General features: G+C 59.8%; 17 protein-coding genes. 9 read left to right on the forward strand and 8 right to left on the reverse strand.

What is annotated here, in order from left to right; all coding sequences use genetic code 11:
- Positions 1-111 precede the first annotated feature (111 nt).
- The gene (tyrS, locus tag AC07W7_RS24920) at positions 112-1,311 is read right to left on the reverse strand and encodes a tyrosine--tRNA ligase (RefSeq protein ID WP_076962201.1); all 1,200 of its coding nucleotides are present in this window, start codon (positions 1,309-1,311) and stop codon (positions 112-114) included.
- Positions 1,312-1,521: 210 nt separating this feature from the next.
- On the opposite strand from tyrS, the gene AC07W7_RS24925 reads away from it, so the two are divergent.
- Entirely contained in the window at positions 1,522-2,934 is a 1,413-nt protein-coding gene (locus AC07W7_RS24925) for an OapA family protein (RefSeq protein ID WP_495040304.1), read from the forward strand.
- A 3-nt stretch (positions 2,935-2,937) separates the two neighbouring features.
- Positions 2,938-4,029, forward strand: a complete 1,092-nt coding sequence (locus AC07W7_RS24930; RefSeq protein ID WP_099169013.1) for an anhydro-N-acetylmuramic acid kinase — start codon at positions 2,938-2,940, stop codon at positions 4,027-4,029.
- 66 nt (positions 4,030-4,095) lie between these two features.
- Here AC07W7_RS24930 and erpA read toward each other — a convergent pair whose 3' ends face one another.
- Complete coding sequence (gene erpA / locus AC07W7_RS24935; protein WP_003176443.1) at positions 4,096-4,446, reverse strand: iron-sulfur cluster insertion protein ErpA; 351 nt, start codon at positions 4,444-4,446, stop codon at positions 4,096-4,098.
- Between the two features lie 153 nt (positions 4,447-4,599).
- Positions 4,600-5,634 carry an N-acetyl-gamma-glutamyl-phosphate reductase gene (gene argC, locus AC07W7_RS24940; protein ID WP_076962204.1) on the reverse strand — a complete coding sequence of 345 codons (1,035 nt, stop codon included), beginning with the start codon at positions 5,632-5,634 and terminating at the stop codon, positions 4,600-4,602.
- Between the two features lie 135 nt (positions 5,635-5,769).
- Between argC and hemJ the strand changes: the two genes are divergently transcribed.
- The 6 genes from hemJ to coq7 all read left to right on the forward strand — a co-directional run bounded on the left by hemJ (position 5,770) and on the right by coq7 (position 10,223).
- A complete protein-coding gene (hemJ, locus tag AC07W7_RS24945; protein WP_029296744.1) occupies positions 5,770-6,198 on the forward strand; it encodes a protoporphyrinogen oxidase HemJ in 429 nt (142 codons plus the stop codon).
- Between the two features lie 35 nt (positions 6,199-6,233).
- Entirely contained in the window at positions 6,234-7,196 is a 963-nt protein-coding gene (locus tag AC07W7_RS24950) for an NAD(P)H-dependent flavin oxidoreductase (RefSeq protein ID WP_076962205.1), read from the forward strand.
- 68 nt (positions 7,197-7,264) lie between these two features.
- A complete protein-coding gene (locus AC07W7_RS24955; RefSeq protein ID WP_099169011.1) occupies positions 7,265-8,227 on the forward strand; it encodes a DUF805 domain-containing protein in 963 nt (320 codons plus the stop codon).
- A gap of 63 nt (positions 8,228-8,290) precedes the next feature.
- The gene (locus tag AC07W7_RS24960; RefSeq protein WP_099169010.1) at positions 8,291-9,076 is read left to right on the forward strand and encodes an SDR family NAD(P)-dependent oxidoreductase; all 786 of its coding nucleotides are present in this window, start codon (positions 8,291-8,293) and stop codon (positions 9,074-9,076) included.
- A gap of 46 nt (positions 9,077-9,122) precedes the next feature.
- Positions 9,123-9,461, forward strand: a complete 339-nt coding sequence (locus AC07W7_RS24965) for a histidine triad nucleotide-binding protein (RefSeq protein ID WP_032858506.1) — start codon at positions 9,123-9,125, stop codon at positions 9,459-9,461.
- A 114-nt stretch (positions 9,462-9,575) separates the two neighbouring features.
- Entirely contained in the window at positions 9,576-10,223 is a 648-nt protein-coding gene (gene coq7, locus AC07W7_RS24970; RefSeq protein ID WP_076962208.1) for a 2-polyprenyl-3-methyl-6-methoxy-1,4-benzoquinone monooxygenase, read from the forward strand.
- A gap of 56 nt (positions 10,224-10,279) precedes the next feature.
- Here the strand turns inward: coq7 and AC07W7_RS24975 are convergent, their stop codons facing one another.
- Positions 10,280-10,702 carry an OsmC family protein gene (locus tag AC07W7_RS24975; protein WP_029296755.1) on the reverse strand — a complete coding sequence of 141 codons (423 nt, stop codon included), beginning with the start codon at positions 10,700-10,702 and terminating at the stop codon, positions 10,280-10,282.
- Between the two features lie 235 nt (positions 10,703-10,937).
- Here AC07W7_RS24975 and crp point away from each other — a divergent pair, with 235 nt between their 5' ends.
- The gene (gene crp / locus AC07W7_RS24980; protein WP_076962209.1) at positions 10,938-11,585 is read left to right on the forward strand and encodes a cAMP-activated global transcriptional regulator CRP; all 648 of its coding nucleotides are present in this window, start codon (positions 10,938-10,940) and stop codon (positions 11,583-11,585) included.
- Here the strand turns inward: crp and AC07W7_RS24985 are convergent.
- The 4 genes from AC07W7_RS24985 to AC07W7_RS25000 form a co-directional block, all read right to left on the reverse strand.
- Entirely contained in the window at positions 11,582-12,277 is a 696-nt protein-coding gene (locus AC07W7_RS24985; protein ID WP_495040305.1) for a lipoate--protein ligase family protein, read from the reverse strand. The genes crp and AC07W7_RS24985 overlap by 4 nt on opposite strands.
- Positions 12,278-12,429: 152 nt before the next feature.
- The gene (trpC, locus tag AC07W7_RS24990; RefSeq protein WP_495040306.1) at positions 12,430-13,266 is read right to left on the reverse strand and encodes an indole-3-glycerol phosphate synthase TrpC; all 837 of its coding nucleotides are present in this window, start codon (positions 13,264-13,266) and stop codon (positions 12,430-12,432) included.
- Complete coding sequence (trpD, locus tag AC07W7_RS24995) at positions 13,263-14,312, reverse strand: anthranilate phosphoribosyltransferase (RefSeq protein ID WP_495040307.1); 1,050 nt, start codon at positions 14,310-14,312, stop codon at positions 13,263-13,265. Before trpD ends, trpC begins: the two co-directional genes overlap by 4 nt.
- A gap of 9 nt (positions 14,313-14,321) precedes the next feature.
- A complete protein-coding gene (locus AC07W7_RS25000) occupies positions 14,322-14,915 on the reverse strand; it encodes an aminodeoxychorismate/anthranilate synthase component II (RefSeq protein WP_076962213.1) in 594 nt (197 codons plus the stop codon).
- Between the last annotated feature and the right edge of the window lie 98 nt (positions 14,916-15,013).

A 15,013-nucleotide genomic window follows, 5' to 3' on the forward strand; every position in this document is an offset into this window, starting at 1 on the left:
GTCGAATTCTGCGTAACTCTTTGTTTACCAAGGAGTTTTCCGTTTCGACTGCGCCGGAAGTGGGGCGAATTATAGACAGATATAAATCGCCGTCAACCCTTAATTTCAGGTTTATTCGGATTTAAGCGTAATACGTGCAAATGCCTTCTTGCCGGCCTGGCAAACGTGGGTCGCGCCCAGCTCGTATATAAAGGTGCGATCGACAACCTCACCATCTATACGCACACCACCGGAACCCAGAAGGTCACGAGCAACCGCCGAGTTCTTCACCAGACCTGCCTTATTAAGGACAGCGGCGATCGGCATCGCCTCGCCAGCAGTCAGCTCAATCTCAGGCAGATCATCCGGCAGCTCGCCATCCTTCATGCGATTGCCCGCCGCACGGTGAGCACTGGCCGCAGCCTCCTCGCCATGGAAGCGCGCAACAATCTCTTCCGCGAGCTTGATCTTGACGTCCCGCGGATTCGCACCCGCCTCTACGTCGGCACGCAACGCATTGATCTCATCCATCGAGCGGAAGCTCAACAGCTCGAAGTAACGCCACATCAGCGCATCCGGAATAGAAACCAGCTTGCCGTACATCACGCCCGGTGCTTCCTGGATCCCGACATAGTTGCCCAACGACTTGGACATCTTCTTCACGCCATCCAACCCTTCCAGCAATGGCATGGTCAGAATGCACTGGGCCTCCTGACCATACGCGCGCTGCAGCTCACGCCCCATCAACAGGTTGAACTTCTGATCAGTACCGCCCAGCTCGACATCCGCACGCAGCGCCACCGAGTCATAACCTTGAACCAACGGATATAGGAACTCGTGAATCGCAATAGGCTGATTGGTGGAGTAGCGCTTATCGAAGTCATCGCGCTCAAGCATCCGCGCAACGGTGTACTGGGATGTCAGGCGAATAAAGTCCGCCGGACCCATTTGATCCATCCATGTGGAGTTGAACGCCACCTCGGTCTTGGCCGGATCGAGAATCTTGAAGACCTGGGTCTTGTAGGTCTCGGCATTATCGAGAACCTGCTCACGGGTCAGCGGCGGGCGCGTGGCGCTCTTACCACTCGGGTCGCCGATCATCCCGGTGAAGTCACCTATAAGGAAGATCACCTGGTGCCCCAGCTCCTGGAACTGGCGCAGCTTATTAATAAGCACGGTATGACCCAGGTGCAGATCCGGCGCTGTCGGATCAAAGCCAGCCTTAATACGCAGGGGTTGGCCACGCTTGAGCTTTTCGATCAGCTCGGCCTCGACCAACAGTTCTTCCGCACCACGTTTGATCAGCGCTAGCTGCTCTTCAACCGACTTCATAACAGACCCGCAAGGCTCAGATTCAAAGGGAACCAACCATACAAGATCAGGGACTAATTACAAGTTTTGCCCTGTAAACAGACACCATTCGGCGAGCCCGGCATTCGCAAGCTTGCACCACAGATGATTTGGTTATATTTTATACAGTTATTTCATCTTCATCATGTCATTCATCTTTTCCATTTCATCTTTTCAAAGTCAAAATTACCTATGACCACTGAACCGTCTAAAGCGCCGCCGCTTTACCCGAAGACCCACCTGCTCGCCGCAAGTGGTATCGCCGCCCTTCTCAGCCTGGCACTCCTGGTATTCCCTTCCAGTGACGTAGAAGCCAAACGAACGACTCTGAGCCTTGACTTGGAGAGCCCGATTGAACAACTGACACAAGATCAAGACGCCTCTGACGCGCAACAAGCCACAACCGCAAGCGTCGAGTCACCATTTGCACAGATCGAAGACAGTGCGGACGACACCCAGCAAACCGCCCAGGCAGCACCTACACCCCAGGTCGCAAAGGGCCCGGAGCATCGTGAAGTCATCGTGGGCAAAGGTGACACGCTATCGACGCTGTTTGAAAAGGTCGGCCTTCCAGCCACGACTGTTAATGAGGTACTGGCCAGCGATAAGCAAGCCAAGCAGTTCACCCAACTCAAGCGTGGCCAGAAGCTTCAGTTCGAGCTGACCCCGGACGGCCAACTGACCACCCTGCACAGCAACCTCAATGACCTCGAAAGCATCACCCTGACCAAGGGTGCCAAGGGCTTTGCCTTCAATCGCGTGACCACCAAGCCGGTGATGCGCTCGGCCTACATTCATGGCGTGATCAACAGCTCACTGTCCCAGTCCGCAGCGCGCGCGGGCCTGTCCCACAGCATGACCATGGACATGGCCAGCGTATTTGGCTACGACATCGACTTCGCCCAGGATATTCGCCAGGGTGACGAGTTCGACGTGATCTACGAGCAAAAGGTAGCCAACGGCAAGGTCGTCGGCACCGGCAATATCCTGTCAGCGCGCTTTACCAACCGCGGCAAGACCTACACCGCCGTGCGCTACACCAACAAACAAGGCAATAGCAGCTACTACACCGCCGACGGCAATAGCATGCGCAAGGCCTTCATCCGTACTCCGGTTGACTTCGCCCGTATTAGCTCGCGTTTCTCCATGGGCCGCAAGCATCCAATTCTGAACAAAATCCGCGCCCACAAAGGCGTGGACTATGCCGCACCGCGCGGCACGCCGATCAAGTCTGCCGGCGACGGCAAGGTGCTGCTGGCCGGGCGCCGCGGCGGCTACGGCAACACCGTTATCATCCAGCACGGCAACAGCTACCGTACGCTCTACGGTCACATGCAAGGCTTTGCCAAAGGTGTGAAGACCGGCGGCAACGTCAAGCAAGGCCAAGTGATCGGCTATATCGGCACCACTGGCCTGTCCACAGGCCCGCACCTGCACTATGAGTTCCAGGTCAACGGTGTGCACGTCGACCCGCTGGGCCAGAAGCTGCCAATGGCCGACCCGATCGCCAAGGCCGAGCGCGCCCGCTTCCTTCAGCAAAGCCAACCGCTGATGGCACGCATGGACCAGGAACGCGCCACCATGCTGGCTTCGGCGAAGCGCTAAGCGATGGCGCTCTATATAGGTGTGATGTCCGGGACCAGCCTCGATGGCCTGGATATTGCGCTGATCGAGCAGGAAACGGCGGTCAAGCTGATCGCCACGCACTACATCCCCATGCCCGCCCCCCTGCGTGTTGAACTGCTGGGCCTTTGCGCCAGCGGCCCGGACGAGATTGCACGTTCGGCGATTGCCCAGCAAAACTGGGTAACACTCGCCGCCCAGGGCATCCATGCTTTGCTGGAGCAACAGCAGCTCACTCACCACAACATCCGCGCAATTGGCAGCCACGGGCAAACCATTCGCCACGAGCCTGCCCGCGGTTTCACCGTACAGATCGGCAACCCCGCCTTACTGGCTGAGCTGACCGGAATCACCGTGGTCAGTGACTTTCGTAGCCGCGATGTGGCCGCCGGTGGTCAGGGTGCGCCGCTGGTGCCAGCCTTTCACGAATCGCTGTTTGGCGAGGCCGACGGCAACCGCGCAGTACTGAATGTCGGCGGCTTCAGCAACCTGAGCCTGATCGAGACCGGCAAACCGGTAGCGGGTTTTGACTGCGGCCCGGGCAATGTCCTGCTCGACGCCTGGATTCACCAGCAACGGGGCGCAACCTTTGACCGCGACGGCCAATGGGCGGCGACAGGAAAGGTCGAGCCACAGCTGCTCAGCGCGTTGCTCAGTGACCCTTTCTTCCTGACCCAGGGCCCAAAAAGCACAGGGCGCGAAGTCTTCAACCTACCCTGGCTGGAACAGCACCTCGGCCGACTGCCATCACTGCATGCCCAGGATGTCCAGGCCACGCTGCTGGAACTGACGGCGCAGACCATCGTTGCCTCATTGAAATCCGCGCAATCGCACACCGAAACCCTGCTGGTGTGTGGCGGCGGCGCGCATAACACCACGCTGATGAACCGCCTCGCCGCCATGCTACCGGCCACCCGCGTCAGCAGCACCGCCACCTACGGCGTAGATCCTGACTGGGTGGAAGCCATGGCCTTCGCCTGGCTGGCCCATTGCTGCCTTGAAGGCATCGCCGCCAACCGCCCAAGCGTGACCGGTGCCCGCGGCCTTCGCGTACTGGGCGCGATCTACCCCGCCTGAATCGCAGATAGCAAAACGCCGCTTGCCCCATAAGAGCCAAGCGGCGTTTTGCCTACCCGCTATCGATCAGATCGAAAACGACGAACCGCAACCACAAGTCGTGGTGGCATTCGGATTTTTGATCACAAAGCGCGAGCCTTCCAAACCTTCCTGGTAATCCACCTCGGCACCCGCCAAGTACTGGAAGCTCATCGGATCCACGACCAGGCTTACGCCCTCGCGCTCGACGATGGTGTCGTCATCGGCCACATCTTCATCGAAGGTAAAGCCGTACTGAAACCCTGAACAACCGCCGCCCGTAACGAATACGCGCAGCTTCAAGCGATCATTACCCTCTTCATCGACCAGGCTCTTCACCTTGTGCGCAGCACCGTGGGTGAATTGCAAAGCCGTGGGGGTGAAGGATTCAACGCTCATGCTGATAATCTCCCGGCGTAGCGCCGCCATATGCGTGATGGCGGCCATTATCCGCTTCTCCTAGAAAAGCGGTCAACTATTATGGGAGCAGCGGCAAGCTTCAAGTCGTTAGCTCCAAGCTTGCGACTGACAACTTGAAACTTGTAGCTGCTTTTAAGGCAGCATGCCGGCGTGGGACAAGCCGAGCTTCTCATCCAGGCCGAACAAGATGTTCAAATTCTGCACAGCCTGGCCCGACGCGCCCTTGACCAGGTTATCGATAACCGACAGCACCACCACCAGGTCGCCATCCTGCGGACGATGCACGGCAATCCGGCACACGTTGGCACCGCGCACGCTGCGGGTTTCCGGGTGGCTGCCGGCCGGCATCACATCGACGAACGGCTCATTGGCATAACGCTTCTCGAACAATGCCTGCAGATCCACCGAGCGATCCGTAACGGTTGCATACAGTGTCGAGTGAATCCCACGGATCATCGGGGTCAGGTGCGGCACAAACGTCAGGCCAACGTCACGGCCGGCCGCACGGCGCAGGCCCTGGCGAATTTCCGGCAGGTGACGATGACCTTTGACGGCATACGCCTTCATGCTTTCCGAGGTCTCGGAGTACAAGGAGCCTACGGCCGCACCGCGACCTGCGCCACTGACCCCCGACTTGCAGTCGGCAATCAGGCGCGAAGCATCAGCCAGGCCGGCCTCCAGCAACGGCAGGAAACCCAACTGGGCCGACGTCGGATAGCAACCCGGCACGGCAATCAGGCGCGCCTGCCTGATCTGCTCGCGATTGACCTCGGGCAAACCATACACCGCCTCTTCGAGCAGCTCTGGAGCACCATGGGGCTGGCCGTACCACTTGGCCCACTCATCGGCATCCTGCAGGCGGAAGTCCGCCGAGAGGTCGATGACCTTGGTCCCGGCCGCCAGCAGCTCGCCGGCCAAGGCATGGGCAACCCCGTGCGGCGTGGCAAAGAACACCACGTCGCAGGCACCCAGGGTCTTGATATCCGGAACGCTGAACGCCAACCCGTCGTAATGACCGCGCAGGTTGGGATACATATCGGCAACGGCCAGGCCGGCCTCGGATCGGGAGGTGATGACCACCACCTCAGCTTGCGGATGCTGAGCCAACAGACGCAGCAATTCGACACCGGTGTAACCCGTGCCGCCGACGATACCGACCTTGACCATAAACCTGCCCTCAACGAACCACTGGAAAGCCGTCGATAATAGGGGCCGTATCGTTCTGCGACAACCGTCAAGGTGACGTGCGCACACTCTAACCTCTACTATCTCCAGTTACCGTGAACCTGGGAATAACTAAAAATGCTTTATCTATGGCTCAAAGCCTTTCATATCGTCAGCATTGTCTGCTGGTTTGCCGGGCTGTTTTACCTACCGCGCCTGTTCGTCTACCACGCACAAAGCCAGGATGCCGTCAGCCAGGAGCGCTTCAGCCTCATGGAGCGCAAGCTGTACAAGGGCATCATGCTGCCGGCGATGATCGCCACGCTGGTCTTCGGTATCTGGTTGATCAGCCTTAACCCGAGCGTCTTCAGCCAGGGTGGCTGGATGCACGCCAAGTTGACCCTGGTGGTGATCCTGATCGGCTACCACCATATGTGTGGCGCCCAGGTAAAACGTTTTGCCCGTGGCGAAAACACCCGCAGCCATGTCTTTTATCGCTGGTTCAATGAAGTGCCAGTTCTGATATTGCTGGCTATTGTAATTTTGGTCGTCGTAAAGCCGTTCTAACTCTCATCAGTTGCACTTAATCCGGGGTACTTCCAATGTCGCTGCCCGCTTTGCTAGAACAACGTCTGCGCCTGCCCGTGGTGGCTGCGCCGATGTTCCTGATTTCCAACCCACAACTGGTCCTGGCGTGCTGCCGCAATGGCGTGGTCGGGAGCTTCCCGGCACTCAACCAACGCGAAAGCAGTGGTTTCAAGGCCTGGCTGGAAGAAATCGAGGCGGGCCTGGCGCTGCTGGACAACCCCGCGCCCTACGCGGTCAACCTGATCGTGCACCACAGCAACCCGCGCCTTGAGGCTGACCTGGCGATCTGTGTCGAGCACAAGGTGCCGATCGTCATCACCAGCCTGGGCGCGGTCAAAGAATTGGTAGACGCCGTACACAGCTACGGCGGCCTGGTGTTCCATGACGTCACCACCCGGCGCCATGCCGAAAAAGCTGCCGAAGCCGGTGTCGACGGGCTGATCGCCGTGGCAGCGGGAGCCGGTGGCCACGCCGGCACCTGGAGTCCGTTCTCGCTGATCGCCGAAATCCGCCAGTTCTTCGACAAGACCCTGCTGCTGGCCGGCTGCCTGAACCATGGGCACGAAATCCTCGCCGCGCAATTGCTCGGGGCTGACCTCGCGTATTTCGGCACGCGCTTTATCGGCACCACTGAAAGCCACGCCCCCGATGCCTATAAAGAGATGCTGCTCACATCGCGCGCGGCCGATATCGTGCACACTCCGGCGGTGTCCGGCGTGCCGGCGAGCTTTATGCGTCAGAGCCTGGAAAACGCCGGTTTCGACCTCGCCGCCCTGCAAGGCAAGGGTGAAGTCAACTTTGGCGCCAAGCTCAAGCCCCTCAGCGACGAGGCAAAAGCCTGGAAGACGGTCTGGTCCGCCGGCCAGGGCGTGGGTGAGATTGACGATTTACCCAGTGTCGATGAACTGGTTGCCCGCCTCGATGCCGAATACCGCAAGGCCCGCGAGCAAGCAGCACAATTGCGCTGGCCACGCTGACATACCCGCCAGGCCTGCCCATTGAGGCAGGCCTGCATTACCCCCTGAAAAGTGACAAGGATGCCCGCATGAGCGACAACCGTTTCAAGATTGTGTTTGATGGAGCCCTGCTCCCGGGTGTCGAAAGCACCACCGCCAAGCTGAACCTGGCCGAACTGTTCAAAAGCGAAGTCGAGGCGATCGAAAAGCTCTTCACCGGGCGCCCGGTTGCGCTCAAACGCGACCTGTCCCACCCCGATGCCGAAACCTACCTGGCCGCCTTGAAAAACGCCGGGGTTGATGCACGTATCGAAGCCGAACAACCCGTGGCCTTCAACCTGGCCGAAACCCACGAGACCGATTCCGGCGCCTCTGACTTTTCGCGCCCGGCCGCGTCGCCGTATGCACCGCCGCGCGCAGCCGTGGGGGATAACCTTCCTGAGTTTTCCACCCTAAAGGTCTTCACCATCAACGGGCGGATAGGTCGCCTGCGCTTCCTCGCCTGGACGCTGGTCTTGAGTATGGTCTTGTCAGCCATCGTTGGCGCCCTGTTCACGGTTGGCCTGGGTGTTGCGGCCGTCTCCCCCACGGCCGCAATCATCATTGGCTCACTGCTCGGTACCGCCCTGTTCGTGGCCTCTGTGTGGATCAGTGTCCAGATCACCGTGCAACGCCTGCATGACCTGGGCTGGTCCGGGTGGTTATGGTTCCTGAACCTGGTGCCGATCGTAGGCAGCATTTTCCCGATCCTGCTGATTGTGCTGCCAGGCAATGCGGGCGCCAACCAATATGGTGCGCCACCGCCACGCAACTCCACCGCCGTGAAAGTCCTGGCCACTCTGTGGCTGGCAATCATCCCGCTGATATTCGCCGCAGCAGTGATGCTGGGCATGAGTGGTTATCTGGACCAACTGGAAACCAGCGTGGACAGCGGCTACGAAAGCAGCGCCATGAGCACCGATGATGAAGCTGACCAGAGCGTCATCGCCGGTGAAGAAGATGTGCAAAGTGCTGCCGAAGCAGCCGAACCTGTAGACTCTCCAGAAGAATGAAGAAACGCCCCACGCCTGTGACGCATCTGTCGCAGGCCCGGTGGCGTTGCGATGGAGAAACGCATGACCCGTTACGCTCTGATCACCGGCGCCTCCAGCGGCATCGGCCTGGCCCTGGCCGAAGCACTGGCCCGTCGCGGCCGCAGCTTGATTCTGGTGGCCCGCCAGCGTGATCAGTTGGAAAGTATTGCCATAGAGCTGACCCAACGCTTTGGCGTCGAAGTGTTGTTCCGCGCCTGCGACCTGGGTGAGCCATTGCGGCTTTCGGGGTTCCTGCTGGAGCTGGAAGAAGGCGAGCGGCAGATCGACTTGCTGGTCAACTGCGCCGGCATGGGCACCAGCGGCCCGTTCCTGGCCCAGGACTGGATGACCGAGCAGGACCTGATCGAGGTCAACATCCTGGCCCTGACCCGCCTGTGCCACGCGCTGGGTAATGCCATGGCCCTGCACGGTGGGGGGCAGATCCTCAACGTCGCCTCGGTCGCGGCCTTCCAGCCGGGGCCGTGGATGAGCACCTATTACGCCAGTAAGGCCTATGTGCTGCACTTTTCCGAAGGCCTGCGCGAAGAGCTGAAGAGCTGTGGCATCAAGGTTTCAGTGCTCTGCCCCGGCCCGACACGCACCGCCTTCTTCGGCACCGCGCAGATGGACACTGCCAAGCTGGACCGTCAACAACTGATGAGCCCGGAAGAAGTGGCGCTGCACACCGTGCGTGCCCTGGCAAAGAACAAAGCGATCATTATTCCCGGTCGCCGTAACCGCTGGCTGGCATTCAGCCCGCGCTTGAGCCCGCGCTGGTTGACCCGCAAGATTGCCGGCGCCATCAACAAAGCCTATTGCCCGCGCTGACCTGCTGAGTACACTCACCCTGCACTTTCATAATGGAGAAACAGCTGTGGATACTCTGTTCACCAAGATCATCAACAGAGAAATACCCGCGAGGATTATCTACGAGGATGACCAGGTCCTGGCCTTCCACGATATTGCGCCAATGGCCCCCGTGCATTTCCTGGTGATTCCGAAAAAACCGATCCGCACCCTCAACGACCTTACGGAAGAAGACAAGGGCCTGGCTGGGCATATCCTGTTCACCGCCCAGCGCCTGGCCGTGGAACAAGGCTGTGAAAAAGGCTTTCGTGTGGTGATGAACTGCAATGAGGATGGCGGCCAGACCGTCTATCACATTCATATGCACGTATTGGGTCAACGCCAGATGAACTGGCCACCGGGCTGAGGCCCCCCATTGCAGGAGCCGGCTTGCCGGCCCCTGCAAGAAGCATGACCCAGCGCAAACGCACACCCCTCTCTTGCGGTAAACTGGCCGCCGAGATTTTTCCCGGAGGTCAGCATGACTACCCAGCGTCACTACTCGCCGATTGACCGACTGTTGCTGCAAGCCGACACCGCCATGCGTACGTTGCTGCCCTTCAGCGGCCAGCCGTATCGCCCATCACCGGCCATCGTGCAACCCGAAGCACAAATGAGCGAGACGGATACCCGGCATGTCGCTGGCCTGATGCGTATCAACCATACCGGTGAAGTCTGTGCCCAGGCGCTGTACCAGGGCCAGGCCCTGACCGCCAAGCTGCCGCAAGTGCGCGCAGCCATGGAGCATGCGGCCGAGGAAGAAATCGACCACCTGGCCTGGTGTGAGCAACGTATCCGCCAGTTGGGCAGCCACCCCAGTGTGCTGAACCCACTGTTTTATGGGCTGTCGTTTGGTATCGGTGCCGCTGCCGGCTTGATCAGCGACAAGGTCAGCCTGGGTTTTGTCGCCGCGACCGAACATCAGGTGTGCAAGCACCTGGATGAGCATCTGGAACAACTGCCGGCCGCGGACGAAAAATCCCGGGCGATTCTTGAGCAGATGCGTATCGATGAAGAGCAGCACGCAGAAAGCGCGCTGGATGCCGGCGGTTTCCGCTTCCCGGCGCCAGTGAGGTTTGGCATGAGCCTGATGGCCAAGGTCATGACCAAGAGCACCTACCGAATCTGAACTGCAAAAAAGGGCGCTTGCAAAGCGCCCTTTCTTTTTTCCAGCAGGTCCTGTGATCAACCCAACTCAATGATCTCGTAATCATGAGTAATGGCCACACCGGCCGCGCCGAGCATGATCGAGGCCGAGCAGTACTTCTGCGCCGACAGTTCGATGGCCCGCTTGACCTGCGCTTCCTTCAGCGCACGCCCCTTGACCACAAAATGCATATGGATCTTGGTGAATACCTTCGGGTCTTCAGTCGCGCGCTCGGCCTCCAGAAAGGCTTCGCAGCTTTCCACTGCCTGGCGCGACTTCTTCAGGATACTGACCACATCGAAGTTGCTGCAGCCACCCACGCCGAGCAGGAGCATTTCCATGGGACGTACCCCCAGATTGCGGCCACCGGCTTCTGGCGGGCCGTCCATGACCACCACATGACCACTGCCCGACTCACCGAGGAACATGGCTTCGCCCGCCCATTGGATGCGTGCCTTCATCGCCCAGACTCCACTGCTAAAAAAGGGGCGTCAGCTTATCACAGGCCCCCGCGAGCGCAGTGTTCTGCCGGAACACGATCAACAGTGGGCGTTGATAGGTAAATTCCCTGATCGAGTCAGAATGTGTCTGTTAAGCTGGCGCCAAATCAATGGCGCATTGCCATCCACTGGATGGACCTCGCTCGATAAAAAATACACGTCCAACCACACCGTGCAGTCTTTTCGGGATACAACCATGGTTGCTATTACCCCCCCCACACCCAAGATCAAGAACCTCGATAAGTTGCTGACCCATTGTCAGCGTCGGCGCTATCCGGCCAAGCAGAACATCATCTGCGCCGGGGAACGCTCGGAAACCCTGTTCTTTATTATCAAAGGTTCAGTCACGATCCTGATCGAGGATGAAGACGGCCGCGAAATGATCATCGCCTACCTCAATACCGGTGATTTTTTCGGGGAGCTGGGCCTGTTTGAGCAAGCCGGGAAAGAACAGGAACGCAGCGCCTGGGTAAGGGCCAAGATCGAGTGCGAGGTCGCAGAAATCAGCTACACGAAGTTTCGCGAGCTGGCCCAACAGGACCCCGACATCCTCTACGCCCTGAGCGGCCAGATTGCCCAGCGCTTGCGCAACACCACGCGCAAAGTCGGCGACCTGGCGTTCTTCGACGTCACCGGGCGCGTGGCCCGCTGCCTGCTGGAACTGTGCAAGCAGCCCGATGCCATGACCCATCCCGACGGCATGCAGATCAAGGTCACTCGCCAGGAGATCGGGCGGATCGTCGGTTGTTCGCGGGAGATGGTCGGTCGAGTGCTCAAGGATCTGGAAGAGCGCAACCTGGTGCACGTCAAAGGCAAGACGATGGTAGTGTTCGGTACTCGCTAGGGCGCAAAGACCTGCGCCAGCATCTGCCGGTATAAACCGTCGAGGCGGCTGATGGCATCCGGCGCAGCAAAAGCTTCATGCAAGGCGATATGGCTGTCGGCGCGCACCCGCTGCTCCAGGCCGCACGCCTGATTGAAACGGTTGACCGCCGCAATCAGTTCCTCGCGATGGTTATCCAGCAACAGCGCGCCATGCACCAGGCCCACCGGGCGCCCACCACTCTGGCGCCAGCGCTGGGCCGTACCGACCATCTTGCGCCCGTCGAGGTTGACGTTATAGCGGCCATCGCAAAAGGCCCCGTCGATTTCGCCCACGGAGGCATCGCCACCCAATTCGGTCAGCAGGTCACAGATGGGTTGGCACAGACGCAAGTAGCCGGTTTCAATCCGGCCCTGGTCGCCCTCACTGCGCGGCGGTGCGTAGACCAGGGCGATATTGACCGTGGCGCTCGATTGCGGCACCGGTTCACCGCCGGTTTCCCGCAACAACACCGGCCAACCGTGGGCGGCCGATACCTGGCTCGCCGCTTCAAACGCAGGCAAGCGGCTCAGGCGACGAGGCATCACCAGTGCCTGGTCGCTGGGTTGCCAGAACAGCAGGCCGAAGGATTGCTCACCCGCGCAGACGGCAGCCAGCAAGTCCTGCTCGACGGCAAGGCCTGCTTCAACGGTCATCGCTACGGGTTGGATCATCGAACACCTACCTTTCTGAATAAACACAAAAAATGTGGGAGCTGGCTTGCCTGCGATGCTGTCGCCTCGGTGTCTCTGTTGCACCGAGGTGATGCTATCGCAGGCAAGCCAGCTCCCACACAAGCCAGCTCCCAAAGTGAGCCCCTTTTGGATCAATCCAGCGTCGAACCACTGACCGGCAGGCCACGCTCCGGGAAAAACAGGCGCTGCAACTCCGCCCCAGGATTCTCCGCCCGCATAAAGGTCTCGCCGACCAGGAACGAGTAGACGTCGCTGATTTCCATCAACTCCACATCCGCGCGATTGACGATCCCGCTCTCGGTAATCACCAGGCGGTCGCGGGGAATGCGCGGCAGCAGGTCCAGGGTGGTTTCCAGGTTGACTTCAAAGGTGTGCAGATTGCGGTTATTGACCCCCACCAGCCGTGTATCGAGGGTTTTCAACGCACGCTCCAGTTCGTCACCGTCGTGGACTTCGACCAGTACATCCAGGCCCACGCCTTTGGCAACTGCCGCCAGCTCGGCCATCTGCCCGTCGTCCAACGCCGACACGATCAGCAACACACAATCCGCGCCCAACGCCCGCGCCTCGACGATCTGGTACGGGTCGATCATGAAGTCCTTACGGATCACCGGCAACTTGCACGCGGCGCGGGCTTGTTGCAGGTAAGCGTCGGAGCCCTGGAAGTAGTCGATGTCGGTGAGCACCGAAAGGCAAGTCGCCCCGCCCTTCTCATAGCTGGCCGCAATCTCTGCTGGCACGAAGTGCTCGCGGATCACGCCTTTGCTCGGCGAGGCCTTTTTGATCTCGGCGATCACCGCTGGCTGCTTGAGCTTGGCCTGGGTGACCAGGGCATTGGCAAAACCGCGGGGTGCCTCGGCGCTTTTTGCCAGGCTTTCCAACTCGGCCAGGCTCACCCGTGCGCGGCGTTCGGCCACTTCTTCAACTTTGCGGGCGAGGATGTTTTCCAGAACTGTTGGCACGCTCATCCTTCATTCTCCATCTTGAATACGGCCGTGAATGCTCCCAGCTCTTCGAGCTTTTCGCGAGCCAGACCCGTATGCAGCGCATCGTGGGCCAAGGCGACACCGTCTGTAAGACTATAGGCGTGATCGGCTGCATAAAGTGCCGCGCCAGCATTCAGAACAATCATCTCGGCCGCTTTCTGGCCGTTTTCGGTCTTGCGACGCCCCAGGGCATCGCGAATCAATTCCAGGGACGCCGCCGGGCTGTCCACCGCCAGGCCATGCAGGCTCTGGCTCTTCATGCCGAGGTCTTCTGGCTCGACCCAGTATTCGGTGACCTGATCGTTCTTCAACTCGGCCACAAAGGTCGGGGCCGCCAGGCTGAACTCGTCCAGGCCATCCTTGGAGTGCACCACCAGCACATGCTTGCTGCCCAGGCGCTGCAGAACTTCGGCCAATGGCCGGCACAGCGCCTGGCTGAACACGCCCACCACCTGATGTTTCACACCGGCCGGATTCGTAAGCGGGCCAAGCATGTTGAACAGGGTGCGCAAGCCCAGGTCCTTGCGCGGGCCGGCGGCGTGCTTCATCGCCCCATGGTGGGACTGGGCAAACATAAAGCCGATGCCGACGTTGTCGATGCAGCGCGCCACCTGCACCGGTGTCAGGTTCAGGTAGATCCCGGCCGCTTCCAGCAGGTCGGCACTGCCGCTCTTGCCGGAGACGGCACGGTTGCCGTGCTTGGCCACGGTGCAGCCGGCAGCCGCCACCACGAAGGAGGACGCCGTCGAGACGTTGAAAATATTCGCACCATCGCCGCCGGTGCCAACCACATCGACCACACCGTCGAGGGTCTTGAGCTCGACCTTGTCCGCCAGTTCACGCATCACCGAGACGGCGCCGACGATTTCGTCGATGCTCTCGCTCTTCATACGCATGGCCATCATAAAGGCGCCAATCTGCGCATCGGTGCATTGGCCGGTCATGATTTCGCGCATGACATCGCTCATTTCAGCGGTGCTCAGGTCCAGATGGCCGACGATACGGCTCAGGGCAGTCTTGATATCCATGGAAAGTCCTTAGCGCGTGCCGCCGCTCTGCTTGAGAAAGTTGGCGAACAGCTCGTAGCCCTGCTCGGTCAGAATTGATTCAGGGTGAAACTGCACCCCTTCGACATTCAGTGTCTTGTGCCGCAGGCCCATGATCTCGTCGACCGAGCCGTCTTCCAGCTGGGTCCAGGCCGTCAGTTCCAGGCACTCGGGCAAGGTCTGGCGCTTGACCACCAGTGAGTGGTAACGGGTCACCGTCACCGGCAGGTTCAAGCCCTGGAACACACCTTGATCATTATGGAACACCGGGCTGGTCTTGCCGTGCATCACCTGGCGGGCGCGCACCACGTCGCCACCAAACGCCTGGCCGATGGACTGGTGGCCCAGGCAAACCCCGAGAATCGGCAGCTTGCCGGCAAAAAAGCGGATGGCGTCCAGGGAGATGCCCGCTTCGGTCGGCGTGCAGGGGCCTGGGGAAACCACGATGCGCTCAGGATTCAGGGCGGCAATCTGCGCCACTGTCATTTCATCGTTGCGCACCACCTTGACCTCGGCACCAAGCTCGCCCAGGTATTGCACAACGTTGTAGGTAAAGGAGTCGTAGTTATCAATCATCAGCAACATGTGGGTTCAAACCTCTTGAATTCACTGATTTTGGATGACTGCCTTCCAAGAGCGTGACCCGCTGCCAGACGCACGTTCCGATTGCCGGGGTCAGCCGG

Source organism: Pseudomonas sp. GW821-FHT01D09 (genome assembly GCF_059422465.1).

What these genes read in the sequence shown, in the direction of transcription:
- tyrS (WP_076962201.1), bottom strand. Translation starts at nt 1,311, where the DNA reads ATGAAGTCGGTTGAAGAGCAGCTAGCGCTGATCAAACGTGGTGCGGAA.
- AC07W7_RS24925 (WP_495040304.1), top strand. Translation starts at nt 1,522, where the DNA reads ATGACCACTGAACCGTCTAAAGCGCCGCCGCTTTACCCGAAGACCCAC.
- AC07W7_RS24930 (WP_099169013.1), top strand. Translation starts at nt 2,938, where the DNA reads ATGGCGCTCTATATAGGTGTGATGTCCGGGACCAGCCTCGATGGCCTG.
- erpA (WP_003176443.1), bottom strand. Translation starts at nt 4,446, where the DNA reads ATGAGCGTTGAATCCTTCACCCCCACGGCTTTGCAATTCACCCACGGT.
- argC (WP_076962204.1), bottom strand. Translation starts at nt 5,634, where the DNA reads ATGGTCAAGGTCGGTATCGTCGGCGGCACGGGTTACACCGGTGTCGAA.
- hemJ (WP_029296744.1), top strand. Translation starts at nt 5,770, where the DNA reads ATGCTTTATCTATGGCTCAAAGCCTTTCATATCGTCAGCATTGTCTGC.
- AC07W7_RS24950 (WP_076962205.1), top strand. Translation starts at nt 6,234, where the DNA reads ATGTCGCTGCCCGCTTTGCTAGAACAACGTCTGCGCCTGCCCGTGGTG.
- AC07W7_RS24955 (WP_099169011.1), top strand. Translation starts at nt 7,265, where the DNA reads ATGAGCGACAACCGTTTCAAGATTGTGTTTGATGGAGCCCTGCTCCCG.
- AC07W7_RS24960 (WP_099169010.1), top strand. Translation starts at nt 8,291, where the DNA reads ATGACCCGTTACGCTCTGATCACCGGCGCCTCCAGCGGCATCGGCCTG.
- coq7 (WP_076962208.1), top strand. Translation starts at nt 9,576, where the DNA reads ATGACTACCCAGCGTCACTACTCGCCGATTGACCGACTGTTGCTGCAA.
- AC07W7_RS24975 (WP_029296755.1), bottom strand. Translation starts at nt 10,702, where the DNA reads ATGAAGGCACGCATCCAATGGGCGGGCGAAGCCATGTTCCTCGGTGAG.
- crp (WP_076962209.1), top strand. Translation starts at nt 10,938, where the DNA reads ATGGTTGCTATTACCCCCCCCACACCCAAGATCAAGAACCTCGATAAG.
- AC07W7_RS24985 (WP_495040305.1), bottom strand. Translation starts at nt 12,277, where the DNA reads ATGATCCAACCCGTAGCGATGACCGTTGAAGCAGGCCTTGCCGTCGAG.
- trpC (WP_495040306.1), bottom strand. Translation starts at nt 13,266, where the DNA reads ATGAGCGTGCCAACAGTTCTGGAAAACATCCTCGCCCGCAAAGTTGAA.
- trpD (WP_495040307.1), bottom strand. Translation starts at nt 14,312, where the DNA reads ATGGATATCAAGACTGCCCTGAGCCGTATCGTCGGCCATCTGGACCTG.
- AC07W7_RS25000 (WP_076962213.1), bottom strand. Translation starts at nt 14,915, where the DNA reads ATGTTGCTGATGATTGATAACTACGACTCCTTTACCTACAACGTTGTG.